Source organism: Actinopolymorpha sp. B11F2, assembly GCF_040195635.1.
Lineage (GTDB): Bacteria > Actinomycetota > Actinomycetes > Propionibacteriales > Actinopolymorphaceae > Thermasporomyces.
Genome location: NZ_JBEFTX010000013.1, coordinates 84,144 through 95,505, shown reverse-complemented (window position 1 = coordinate 95,505; position 11,362 = coordinate 84,144). Strand labels below are relative to the sequence as shown.

Annotated in this window: 12 protein-coding genes; 7 read left to right on the top strand and 5 right to left on the bottom strand. The window is 68.0% G+C overall.

The window, feature by feature from the left end; genetic code table 11:
- Positions 1-133: 133 nt before the first annotated feature.
- Entirely contained in the window at positions 134-2,008 is a 1,875-nt protein-coding gene (locus tag ABN034_RS22400) for a polysaccharide biosynthesis protein (protein ID WP_349692967.1), read from the bottom strand.
- 140 nt (positions 2,009-2,148) lie between these two features.
- Here ABN034_RS22400 and ABN034_RS22395 point away from each other — a divergent pair, with 140 nt between their 5' ends.
- From ABN034_RS22395 to ABN034_RS22375, 5 genes are all read left to right on the top strand, one after another.
- On the top strand, positions 2,149-3,696 hold the full coding sequence (locus ABN034_RS22395) for a tyrosine-protein kinase domain-containing protein (RefSeq protein WP_349692966.1): 1,548 nt from the start codon (positions 2,149-2,151) through the stop codon (positions 3,694-3,696).
- 136 nt (positions 3,697-3,832) lie between these two features.
- Positions 3,833-5,026 (top strand): helix-turn-helix transcriptional regulator, encoded by a 1,194-nt coding sequence (locus ABN034_RS22390; RefSeq protein ID WP_349692965.1) that lies wholly within the window; start codon positions 3,833-3,835, stop codon positions 5,024-5,026.
- A 269-nt stretch (positions 5,027-5,295) separates the two neighbouring features.
- Positions 5,296-5,595 (top strand): zinc finger domain-containing protein, encoded by a 300-nt coding sequence (locus tag ABN034_RS22385; RefSeq protein ID WP_349692964.1) that lies wholly within the window; start codon positions 5,296-5,298, stop codon positions 5,593-5,595.
- Between the two features lie 215 nt (positions 5,596-5,810).
- Positions 5,811-5,996, top strand: coding sequence for an SDR family NAD(P)-dependent oxidoreductase (locus ABN034_RS22380; RefSeq protein WP_349692963.1), 186 nt, complete (start codon positions 5,811-5,813; stop codon positions 5,994-5,996).
- A complete protein-coding gene (locus tag ABN034_RS22375; protein WP_349693087.1) occupies positions 5,971-6,564 on the top strand; it encodes an SDR family NAD(P)-dependent oxidoreductase in 594 nt (197 codons plus the stop codon). The genes ABN034_RS22380 and ABN034_RS22375 overlap by 26 nt, the downstream gene beginning before the upstream one ends.
- A gap of 193 nt (positions 6,565-6,757) precedes the next feature.
- Here the strand turns inward: ABN034_RS22375 and ABN034_RS34515 are convergent, their stop codons facing one another.
- The 4 genes from ABN034_RS34515 to ABN034_RS22355 all read right to left on the bottom strand — a co-directional run bounded on the left by ABN034_RS34515 (position 6,758) and on the right by ABN034_RS22355 (position 10,165).
- Positions 6,758-7,306 carry an SRPBCC family protein gene (locus ABN034_RS34515; RefSeq protein WP_502879073.1) on the bottom strand — a complete coding sequence of 183 codons (549 nt, stop codon included), beginning with the start codon at positions 7,304-7,306 and terminating at the stop codon, positions 6,758-6,760.
- Complete coding sequence (locus ABN034_RS22365; RefSeq protein WP_349692961.1) at positions 7,299-7,628, bottom strand: YciI family protein; 330 nt, start codon at positions 7,626-7,628, stop codon at positions 7,299-7,301. The genes ABN034_RS34515 and ABN034_RS22365 overlap by 8 nt, the downstream gene beginning before the upstream one ends.
- A gap of 503 nt (positions 7,629-8,131) precedes the next feature.
- Positions 8,132-9,007 (bottom strand): TIM barrel protein, encoded by an 876-nt coding sequence (locus tag ABN034_RS22360; protein ID WP_349692960.1) that lies wholly within the window; start codon positions 9,005-9,007, stop codon positions 8,132-8,134.
- Positions 9,008-9,088: 81 nt separating this feature from the next.
- The gene (locus tag ABN034_RS22355; protein ID WP_349692959.1) at positions 9,089-10,165 is read right to left on the bottom strand and encodes a Gfo/Idh/MocA family protein; all 1,077 of its coding nucleotides are present in this window, start codon (positions 10,163-10,165) and stop codon (positions 9,089-9,091) included.
- 259 nt (positions 10,166-10,424) lie between these two features.
- Here ABN034_RS22355 and ABN034_RS22350 point away from each other — a divergent pair, with 259 nt between their 5' ends.
- The gene (locus tag ABN034_RS22350; RefSeq protein WP_349692958.1) at positions 10,425-10,847 is read left to right on the top strand and encodes an arginase family protein; all 423 of its coding nucleotides are present in this window, start codon (positions 10,425-10,427) and stop codon (positions 10,845-10,847) included.
- A gap of 4 nt (positions 10,848-10,851) precedes the next feature.
- Entirely contained in the window at positions 10,852-11,340 is a 489-nt protein-coding gene (locus tag ABN034_RS22345; RefSeq protein ID WP_349692957.1) for an arginase family protein, read from the top strand.
- Positions 11,341-11,362 lie beyond the last annotated feature (22 nt).

Here is an 11,362-nt window from a genome sequence, read left to right as displayed (position 1 = left end):
TCACCAGACGAGCCCAGCGACACACTCCAGCGTGTAGTTGATTAACCACAATATGTAACCATTAAACGCCCGCACGGGGCACCAGGTTGCGAAAGGCGATCCGCACACTTCAGGCCAGTGCTCCCGATCGCTTTCAGCCGGTTGAGAGAGCTGCCGCTTTGGTGGTGCCTAGGGGAACGTCGCTGGGCACTCCGGTGCCGTCGACCATCTCCATGCAGGTCGCCCGAAGCGTCGAGGTCGCTGCCTGGGGTCCGCCGTTCACGTCGATCTTGCGAAGCGCCACGGGTGGAACCGGTGGCACGGTGACATGCGACACCAACGGGTGCATCGGGCGGTGGTCGCGCTCTCCGCCACCGAGCAACTCCTCATGCAATTTCTCGCCGTCGCGCAAGCCGGTATAGACGATCTCAATGCGCCGGCCCGACGCCTCGATCAGCTGGCGGGCAACGTCAGCGATACGGACCGGCTCACCCATGTCGAGAACGAGAGCCTCGCCGCCCGACCCTATGGCGGCCGCCTGGATCACCAGTTGCACAGCCTCCTGCACGGTCATGAAGTAGCGGGTCACGTCGGGGTGGGTCACAGTCACCGGTCCACCTGCCTCGATCTGTGCGGTGAACGCCGTGAGGACCGAGCCCCGACTCCCGAGCACATTGCCGAACCGGACACTGACAAAGCTGCCGTACGAGTCCCTCGCCGCGCCCGCCGTCAGCCCTTCGGCAATCCGTTTCGAGTAACCCAGCACGCTACTCGGGTTCGCCGCCTTGTCGGTCGATATGTTGACGAACCGCGCGACTCCCGCTGCCTTCGCCGCCTCCAGGACCGCGAGAGTTCCGCAGACATTCGTCTTGACTGCTTCAACGGGGTACTGCTCGAGCATCGGCAGGTGCTTGAGCGCGGCCGCGTGAAAGACCACCTCTGGGCACCGCTGCCGGAAGAGCCCCATCATCCGCTCCGCGTCGCGGATGTCGGCGAGGACAACGTCGGGCGTGTCCAGGAGTGCCACCCCCTTGACGGCGAGCTGGACCGCGTGCAGGGCCGACTCGTCATGGTCAACCATGATCAGCTCAGCGGGCGCGAACTGGCCGATCTGCCGGCACAGTTCCGAACCGATCGAACCTCCTGCGCCGGTAACAAGGACCCGTCGTCCTGCGAGGTATCCAGCGACCGCGCCGACGTCGGTGTCGATCTGGTGACGGCCGAGCAAGTCGGTCGGCTGGATCTCGCGGACGTCGGTGACCCCGACTCGGCCATCGAGGAGCTCAGCGACCCGTGGCACCACCTTGAGGTCAAGCCGGAGTTCCGCCGCTCGCTGCCCGATCGCCCGGATCAGCTCACTACTCGCACTCGGGATCGCGACGATCACGGTGCGGCAAGCTGTCTGCGACACGACGTGGTCCAGATCGCGGGAGGTACCAAGAACGGGAACACCGCGGATCCTCAGGTGCCGCAGCTGCCGGTCGTCGTCAATCAGACCTACCGGGAACCATCCGCTGGCGGGGTCTCGCATCATGGAGTCGACGAGCTGACGTCCACCATCACCCGCTCCGAGAATCAGCGCGGGTATGCCCCCCGGGCGTCGCAGCCGGAAGATGCCGAGTTCACGCAACCAGCGCCAGCCCGCCCTGCCCGCCGCTCCGAGAGCGAGTGCCATGAACGTAGCGGCAACCGGTACCGAGCGCGGCACCAGAAGTTCCTCCGCGAGCGCGTTGACAGTGACGATCACTATGCCAACTGAGCCTGTCACTGCGCCGAGAACGACCATCTCCTCGAAGCTGCCCAGCATGCTCCGGCCCTGATGAAGTCGTACGATCCAGCCGATCTGCACCTGAAGCGCGGCCGCGAGCCCGGCTAGGCCAAGTGTGCCGACCCACGGAAGGGGCAAGTCGACAAGGTCCACTCGCAGCGCCGCAAACGCCACCAGCGCGATCAGCCAGGCTATGCAGTCCAGCGAGGCGAGGACGACGACCCGCCATTTCCGTAGTAGTGCGTCGAGCTCGCTCGGCATCCAGCTCTCCCCCGTGTTACCGCGAATCAGTTCCCCGTACTACCCATCGCCTGGGGACGCCAGGCCAATGTAGCCGTGTTCGGCCTGTGCGTAGCCAAAGTCTCAAAAGCTTCAGAAGCCCGCGTTTAGCACGGAGGAGGATGCAGAAAACTCAAGTGGACCGGCGGTGTGCCGGACTACGGCAACGGGAGATCGGACGCCGCCCAGTGGACCTACGCGACTACCTCAAGGTGCTCAGGCGCCGTTGGATACTGATCGCCCTCAGCGGTCTGCTCGCTGTCGGCGCCGCCGCTGTCGTGACCATGCAGACGACACCGCAGTACGCATCGACCGTGCGGCTCTTCGTCTCGGTCCCGGAGTCCGACGCGGCAGCTGCGTACCAGGGCGGGTTGTTCTCCGAACAGCGCGCAGCCTCCTACGCCGACCTGGTGACCGGGCCCGAGCTTGCCGATCGCGTGGTCGACAGGCTCGACCTCGACCAGGATGCCGAGTCGCTGGGCAACCAGATCACGGCGACCGTGGTTCCCAAGACGGTGATCCTCAACGTCACGGTCACCGACCCTGACCGCATCCGCGCGAGCATGCTCGCCGGCGCCGTGGGCAGGGAGTTCGTCGCCTTCGTCGGCGAGCTCGAGACCTCACCCGGTGCCAAGAGCTCACGTCCAGCGATCAAAGCCAGCATTCTCGGCACTCCCCGCACACCAGATCAGCCAGTCTCACCGCAACCGGTCCGCAACATAGGCATCGCCGCATTGCTCGGCGTTCTCCTGGGCGTGGGCATTGCTGCACTGCGGGAGAGCCTCGACACAACGTTGCGCAGCGCGGACGACCTGGCCGAGCTCACCGAGGCGCCCGTGCTGGGCTCCATCCCGTTCGACCCGGAGGCGAAGGAGAAGAAGCTCATCACCTCCCTCGAGCCACACGCTCCGAGGGTGGAGGCGTTCAAGGTTCTCCGCACCAACCTGCAGTTCGTCGGCATCGACCAGCCGAACAAGATCTTCGTCGTCACCAGTTCCGTGCCGGGCGACGGCAAGACCACCAACGCGTGCAACCTCGCCGCCACGATGGCCCAGGGGGGTCAACGAGTCGTGCTGGTCGAAGGCGACCTACGCCGACCGCGGGTCGGCGAATACACCGGCCTCGAGTCGGCCGTCGGACTCACGACCGTCCTCATCGGCCGCACCCGGCTCGAGTCAGCCATACAGAGATGGGGACCGGACGGCATCCCCGTCCTCACCAGCGGTGCCCTCCCACCCGACCCGGCCGAGCTTCTGCAGTCCCGCGCACTCGCCGAACTCCTCGCGAAACTGCGGCAGCACTTCGACTCGATCATCATCGACGCCCCGCCGCTGCTCCCGGTGACCGACGCCGGCATTCTCGCCACCCAGGCCGACGGCACCCTGCTCGTCGTCCGCTACGGCAAGACCACGCGCGACCAGATCCGCGGATCCGTCGCCCGCCTGAACTCGGTCAGCGCCCGACTCATCGGCACCCTGCTCAACCGGAGCCCGCAGAAGGGCGACGGTGGAAGGTATGGCTACGGCTACGGCTACGGCACCGGCTACGCCCCAGTAACCCGCCGCCGACGAGCCGACAGTGACTACGTACGGCAGCTCGCTCGACCGTGGACCGGCTCTCCCGATCGGACGAGCGCCCAGAAGGGCGGCGCGCGGTCCGGCGCCAGCTGACCCTCATCAGTTCCCGCCGACGCCGCATGTGTGTTGGCCCTCGTCGAACGCTGTCCCCGCCGGGCGGGTGAGGGGATAGCCACCCGAGGGGTACAGATGTACCCTGCGGTGAAGCGATCACGAGGGGACATCCGCCATGACCGACGACATGTCACCTGGAGCCCGCCTCCGACTCTTCCGCGAAGCCGCCGGCCGATCCCGCCCCCAACTCGCCGGCCTCATGGGCTGCTCTCCCGAATCAGTCAAGGCCATCGAGACCGGCCGCCGCGAACTCACCCTCACCATGGCCGTCCGCGCAGCCCGCGCACTCAACATCAAAGACCTCTCCGCACTCTTCGGCGCCGACGTTGCCTACACCGTCCTCGAACGGCCCAGCCACGAAGCACTCCCCGACGTCCGCCGCGCCCTGCTGCTCCACCACCCCGACGACGGCTCGCCCCAGGCCACCGACTACATCCGCACAATGCTCGACTCCGCCTGGCAGACCTGGCACTCCTCGGCGAAACAGCGCACCGAGACCGGCAAGGTGCTGCCCAAGCTGATCCGCGACGCCCGCACCGCCGCCGCCGTCGGCGACGACCGCCGCGAAGCAAACCGGTTACTCGCCGAGGTCTACCACCTCACCCAGGCCTGGCTCGCCTGGCACGGCGACCGCGAACTCTGCTGGATGTCCGCCGACCGCGCGGTCGCCGCTGCCCAAGCCGCCGACAATCCACTCTCCCGGGCACGGGCATCCTGGTACTACGCCCACCTGGTCCGCGCCATCGGACACAACGAAGACGCCATCACCGAACTCGGCCACGCCATGCCACTCGTCCGCGACCGGATCGACTCCGACCGCGACTACGCAGCCGCCTACGTCGATCTCGAACTGTGCGCCGCGCTCACCCTCGCCCGTGCCGGCGACGAATCCGCGTGGTCCCACTGGGACGACGCCAAGCTCGCCGCCGAACGACTCCTGCCCGACGGCTACGCCCACCCCTACACGCGCGTCGGCCAAGCGATTGTCGACGTCTATGCCGTCATGATCGCCGTCGCCATGGGACGCGGCGACGAAGCCCGCCGACACGCCGCCCACCTCGACCCCGCGTCCATCCCCTCCACCGAACGCCGCGCACGCCACCTGCTCGAACTTGCACGCGGCTACCGGCTGGCCGGCGAAGACATCGGTGCTGTCCACCTGCTCGCGCAGGCCGTCGACGCCTCCCTGGAGACCGTGGTCTACTCGCCACCGGCGAGGTTGCTCACCCGTGAGCTGCTGCGGATCGTGCCGCCGTCGACTCGGGAAGATGTCGAGCGGATCGCGTCACGGATCAGCCTCCGCGACTAGGGGTACTCGCCGTCACCGGGGACAACGAGTACCCCGAAATCTGCTGAACCGCCTTTAGCGTCTCTCCCGTGACGCGGCGGTCGGATGTCCCCAGCATCACATCCCACGCCCGGCCGCTGCGTCGCATCCAACAGACAGGCGCGGCGGCCTGGAGGCGGGTCGCCGCGCCCGACACACGGGGAGGACTCCATGCGGTCCAGGCTGTGGAAAGCGGCCACGTTCACCATCTGGATGACCGTCGGCATCGCGTATGTGGCGGTGATCGGGCGATGAGCCACCCGATCGAGCCCGTCGACACCGGCAAACTCGACTGGATCTTCGATGGCACGCTCGCCGGTCGCGGCTACACGACCCACGACCTCGCCACCCTCGTACGCGTGATCTCTCGCCCCTGCCCGCACTGCAAAGCCCAGCCAGGCGAGTGGTGCCGCAACACCGGCACTGGCCGGCCAATCGAAGACCTCGACCGGCAGCACGTCGCCCGCCGCATCACCGGCGGCACGGCACACCGCACGCCGCCGCGAGCTCGTCCAGGTGCTGAGGATGCATCACCGCGTCCCGGAGGCTAAAGAAGCTGGGACCTACGGCCGCTGCGTACTCACCGCGCCGTCGCACTTGTACCGTGACGCGCGCCGCCGTCCACCTGTCATCTGTTGGGCCACCCGAGATCTGCCGCTGGAACCGTGCCGCCACACGTCGCCGAAACGCCACGGCCTGGCCGATCGTCGAGCGGGCGGGAAGGCGCGGCCGGGCCGTTCATTCTTCTCCGTGGCATTCTGCCGGTATGACTTCATCCGGAATGCTGTCGGACAAGGTCGCGCTCGTCACCGGCGCCAGCCGCGGCATCGGGGCCGCTGCGGCCCGCTTGTTCGCTCGGGAGGGCGCGACCGTCGTCCTCGCCGCCCGTACCGAGAGCGCCCTGACGTCCATCGCCGCGGAGATCCCTGGCGGCCTCGTACGTCGTCGCTGACCTCGGCGATACTGCGAGCATCGATCGGGCGGTAGCTACTGTGGTCGAGCGGCACGGGCGGCTCGACGTCGCGTTCAACAACGCCGGGGTCGGGGTGCCGCCACACCATGTCGCGGACTTTCCGGAGGACGACTTCGACCTCGTCATGCGGGTCAACCTCAAGGGCGTGTTCTACGCCGTGTCGGCGGAGGTGAAGGCGATGATCCAGTGCGGCGGCGGGGCGATCGTCAACACCAGCAGCGTGGGCAGCCTGATCGGAAACCCGGGGTTGCCCGCGTACGGGGCGGCCAAGCGTGCCGTCAACAGCATCACAGAGTCGGCGGCCGTGTCATATGCATCGGCCGGAATCCGGGTCAACGCGATCGCCCCGGGGTTGACGATCACCGAGATGGTAGAGGAGTGGAATTGTCATGACCCGGGGGTGATCGACCGGATCATCTCGAGCACGCCAATGGGCCGGGCCGCCGCGCCGGAGGAGATCGCCGAGTCGGCCGCTTGGCTGCTGAGCGATCGCGCGTCCTACGTGACGGGCGTGGTGCTGCCGGTCACCGGGGGCGCTGCCGTTTGACCCGACCGCCATCCGTCCGGGCGGTCTGCCGCGTACCCGTGCCTCTGGGTGGCCGGGCTCGTCGAGCAGGCCGTGGCGTTCATCGACAGTCGGCTGCCGAGCTCGACGAGCCACTCGGATTCTCCGAGCATCTCGCCCAGATCCGTTCCTGGCTTACGGGATCGGGCGCTCTCCATCCCGCGTAGCGTCTCGGTCATGTGCTGGCGCAGCTGGGCGAGCCGTCCGTCGACGATCTCCGCCTGTTCCGGGTGTTGGCGTACGGCCGCGCGTACCCCGGTCTCACCCGGGCCGTGGACGAAGGTGTGCCGGACGCGGGGGTCTCCTCCGCCGATCCTCCCGGCGTGAGTTCGTACGACCAGATCGACCCAGGCCGGTCCGGATCCTCGGCACCGTCGAGCACCACCCAGGCGAACCTGTGGGGGCGCTCGGCCTGTGTCACCACGCAGGTCACGGTGCTGACGTTCCCGTTGGCGAACCGGTTGTCGCCGGCGAACCTCGCACCGACCCGCGCGTACGCCCGCGTGGGCGCCGGCACCTGCGCGGGCGCCGGCACCTGCCCGGCACCGTGGGGCCATGCTCCGTGGACGCATTCCGGGCTCCACTCACCGATTCGGGTGACGTCGGCGATGAGATCCCAGACCTGGGACTGGGGAAGGGCATGGTGAGGTCGACGTGGGTCCGTGCGCCGGTGACCTTCACGTCCGCCACCTGGTCGCGGTCGCCTTGCGTACCCATCACTCACCCTCCCAGAAAGGCCGCACCTCGACGGTGCCGAACGTCGCGACCGGGTGCTTCGACGCGATCTCGATCGCCTCGTCGAGGTCGGCGCACTCGATCACGTCGTACCCGGCCAGCTGTTCCTTCGACTCCGCGAACGGCCCGTCGGTGACCATGAGCTCGTCCTTACGCACCCGTACCGACGTGGCGTCGCTGACACCACGCAGCCGATCACCGTCCAGCCGGACGCCGCGGCGCTCCATCTCCTCGACCCAGGGCGTGGCGTCGGCCTCCTCGGGCGGCACCTCGAGCCCTTCCTCGGCGGAGATCAACAGCATGTACTTCATCGTTCGCTCCTTCTCGTCGGCGGTCCTCACCGACGAGAAGGAGCGGGCACCGTCGAAATCGACAGACTCCTCGGGCGAAGTTTGCCCGGGCCGGCCGGCAGGACTTTGCGACGGAGGGCGCCCGGTGAATGACCACGCTGAGCATGCCTGCGCCCGGTGAATGACCATGCTGAGCAGGTCTGTGTGCGCAGGACAGGCGTCGACGCCCGTGCCTGGTGTTACAGGCATGCTCAGCGTGGTCATTCACAGGGCGGCGCCGGTGCCTGGTGTTACAGGCATGCTCAGCGTGGTCATTCACAGGGCGGCGCCGGTGCCTGGTGTTACAGGCATGCTCAGCGTGGTCATTCACAGGGCGGCGGCGCGGCCCCGACCACCTGACGGCACGCGGACTTGGACGCCACGACTGCCGGGGCTAGGCCGCCACGACTACCGAGGCCGCCGTGGCGCGCCGTCGCCAATCGCCTCTGCCAGATTCGCAGAGGTAGGGCCGGTCGGAAGGAGCCTCAGACGCCGAGGGTACGCAGGGCCTGCCGGCTGACGACGGCACTCTCGAGCGGCGTGGGCAGCTGCGTCACGTCCGTTTCGACGATGAGCCAGCCCTCGAAGCCTGCACCGTCGAGGATCCGCAGCACCTCGGCGAAGTCGATGCTCCCCTCGCCGATCTCGGTCCAGATGGCGTTCTTCTCGAACGTGGAATAGTCCCAGCCGGCCGCTTTGCCCTTCTGCGACACGCTTTCCACGATGTCCTTCAGGTGCATCGTCTTGATCCGTTCGGCATGGCGCCGGGTGAACTCGACGACGTCGACGCCTCCCCACGCCAGGTGCCCGGTGTCGGGACCGAGGAACAACACGTCCGGATCGACCGAGGCAAGCAACCGCTCGATCTCGGCTTCGGTCTCGACGAAGGTGCCGACGTGATTGTGGAAACAGCTGCGTACGCCGAACTCCAGGGTCGCCCGACCCACCGCGTCGAGCCCGGCCGCCAGGCGCGCGAAATCCTCGTCTGACAAGGAATCCTCGGGACTCGGATGGGCAGCGACCTCCCAGCGCGTGCGGCCGGAACGGGTCGGCTCCTTGAAACCGCCGTCGGCGACGTAGATCTCGGTCAGGCCGAGCTCGGCGGAGATACTCGCCACGCGCCTCGCCGACTCCACGTGTTCGTCGCGCTTGCTCTCGTCCCAGAAGCTGCCGCTGAAGTAGCCGGGCGCGGGAACCAGGTTGTGGCTTTCGTACAACTCCTTGACATCGCGCGCCGTCCGGCCGCCGCGGGCGCTCATCGGCGCACCTTCGTAGCCTGCCTGCGCGATGTCGGTGAGGACGGCCTCCTCCGAGCCGGTTCCCCGCCAGGTGATCTGACCGCATCCAAGCCTGACCTGCATCAGCTGCCTCCTCGGCACATTCACGATGAACCCGACCCGAGCCGACTGGGGCGCGACGCCGCGCCGGCACGCTGGACCGCCTTATCCGACAAGCGACTCGCGAGCCTCCGCCGACAGGGGCGGCGCGGGAGTACACGTGGTCGTCAGCTCCACCCGGCTGCCGGTCCGAGCCGACGTCACCAGACCCTCGATCATCTCCACGACATGGCAGGCGATCTCGGCACCCGCCCGCGGCGTCTGGCCCGCGCGGATCGCCCTGGCCATCTCCCCCACACCCAGACCACGCAGGTTGCGTGGCCAGCTTTCCGGTTGACGGCTGCCGGGGATCTCCGTCCGCGACTCCTCGCCGTGCTGACGGACGTACGCCGGATCGCCGAAGTTGTTCGGATTGGGAAAGTCGACCACGCCGGTGCTGCCATAGACGGTGAACGCCGGCACCTCGTGCCGGTGGTCGCTTCCCCAGACCAGTGTGACGTTCGCCAGCACCCCGGAGGCGAACTCGATGACTCCCGACGATGCGATCGAACCACCGGCCGGCGGCTCCACCGGGGTCTCGCCTGCGGACAGAGTTCGCGTGAGCCCGCTGATCCGCACCGCGGGGCCGAAGACATTCACCAGAGCGCTGAGATAGTACGGCGCCATGTCGAAGATCGGCGTCGCACCTTCGCTGTAGAAGCTCGCCCGGGTCATCGCGCTGCGGAACATCGCCGCCGACGCTGCCAGCGGACGCCCGATCGCTCCGCTCGCGACGACCTCCCGCGCGGCCTCGAAACCCGAACCCAGCAAGGTGTCAGGGGCGCAGCCGAACGCCAACCCACGCCTGCGTGCCTCGTCGACGAGTTCGCGTGCGGCGACCACACTGGTGGCGAGTGGCTTCTCCGAGTACACGTGCTTGCCCGCTGTCAAGGCCGCCTTGCTCACGTCGGTGTGCACGACGATGGGCGTGAGGTTGAGTACGACGTCGACGGCTGGGTCGGCGATCAACTCCTCCGCTGACATCGCCCTCGGCAGGTCGAACTCCTCCACCGTCTGCTGCGCGCGGGCCGCGTCGACGTCGGCGACCGCCACCACGTCGACGTCGGGAATCCTTGCGAGAATGGGCAGATACATCCGGCTGACATTGCCGCACCCGACGATGCCGATTCCGGTCGACTCCATCACTCACCTGCTCCCGTCGTCTCGGCTCGACGCTAGCAGTCGAACCGGGAACCGGTGTGTCCGAAACCTGACCCGGGCTGGCGGCGCTCATGGAGAGCTCTGGGCGGCTCCCTTGCCCTGATCTTTCACGTGACCGGCGTGACCGGCGTGACCGCGTGACCGCGTGACCGCGCAGTGGGAGCCGTCGCCCTCGGCCGTGACCCGACGCTCGTTGCGATCCGGAAGAAAAGCGTCCGGAATTGCTCCTATGGTCGTACTCATGAGCGAGGACAACCCTCTGGGTACGACAACACTGGGACTGCTCGGCGTTCCGTCGAGTGCGGCGGCGCACTGGCCTGGGCAGGAGAAGGCGCCGGCGGCGTTGCGCGACGCCGGTCTGATCCGCCTGCTGCGCGAGGCCGGGCTCGAGCTGGAGGACCACGGCGACCGCCCGGTCGTGCGGTGGCGGCCACACCCGACCGAGCAACGGCCGCACAACCTGAGCCGGGTCCTGGAGGTCCTGTCCGACGCCCGAGCGCAGATCTCCCGGATCGCCGAGGCCGGCCAGATCCCGCTCGTGCTTGGCGGGGAGTGCACGCTGGCGATCGCGCTCTACAGTGCCGCGGTGGCGTACGACGAGGACGTGGCGTTGCTGTACTTCGACGGAGGGTCAGGACCTGTCCAACGACCCGGACAACCCTGAGGGCGTGCTGGACGGGCTCGGAGTCGGCCACCTGCTCGATCGGCCGGGCATGGCTTCCGCCCTGGCCGACTTTGGACCTCGGCGTCCGCTGCTGAGCCCGGAACGGTTGTGCTTCTTCGGATACGGCGAGCCGGAGGAGGACCGGGACGGCCTGGTCCCGAGCCCTCGGTTCCCCGCTGGGGACGTCAGGGCCAATCCCCGAAAGACCGCACGCCGCGCGCTGGCGGCCCTCGCCGCGGATCGCTTCGTGGTGCACTTCGACGTCGACGTGATCGACTTCTACGACCTTCCCGTCGCCGACGTACCGCTGTACAACAAGGGGCTGACGACGGCCGAGGCGATGACGGCCCTTTCCGAGATCGTGGCGCACCCGGGCTTCGCGGGTATGACGTTCGCCGAGTTCAATCCCGACCACGGCGAACCGGACGGCTCGACCGCTCGCGTTCTCGCCGAGGCCCTGACTGGTGCGCTGAGACCGTTGGCGGGTAGGTGACTCCGACCGCTCACGCGTCAGC

Excerpts from the sequence above, each read along its gene's own strand:
- ABN034_RS22400 (WP_349692967.1), bottom strand. The coding sequence starts at position 2,008 with ATGCCGAGCGAGCTCGACGCACTACTACGGAAATGGCGGGTCGTCGTC.
- ABN034_RS22395 (WP_349692966.1), top strand. The coding sequence starts at position 2,149 with ATGCAGAAAACTCAAGTGGACCGGCGGTGTGCCGGACTACGGCAACGG.
- ABN034_RS22390 (WP_349692965.1), top strand. The coding sequence starts at position 3,833 with ATGACCGACGACATGTCACCTGGAGCCCGCCTCCGACTCTTCCGCGAA.
- ABN034_RS22385 (WP_349692964.1), top strand. The coding sequence starts at position 5,296 with ATGAGCCACCCGATCGAGCCCGTCGACACCGGCAAACTCGACTGGATC.
- ABN034_RS22380 (WP_349692963.1), top strand. The coding sequence starts at position 5,811 with ATGACTTCATCCGGAATGCTGTCGGACAAGGTCGCGCTCGTCACCGGC.
- ABN034_RS22365 (WP_349692961.1), bottom strand. The coding sequence starts at position 7,628 with ATGAAGTACATGCTGTTGATCTCCGCCGAGGAAGGGCTCGAGGTGCCG.
- ABN034_RS22360 (WP_349692960.1), bottom strand. The coding sequence starts at position 9,007 with ATGCAGGTCAGGCTTGGATGCGGTCAGATCACCTGGCGGGGAACCGGC.
- ABN034_RS22355 (WP_349692959.1), bottom strand. The coding sequence starts at position 10,165 with ATGGAGTCGACCGGAATCGGCATCGTCGGGTGCGGCAATGTCAGCCGG.
- ABN034_RS22350 (WP_349692958.1), top strand. The coding sequence starts at position 10,425 with ATGAGCGAGGACAACCCTCTGGGTACGACAACACTGGGACTGCTCGGC.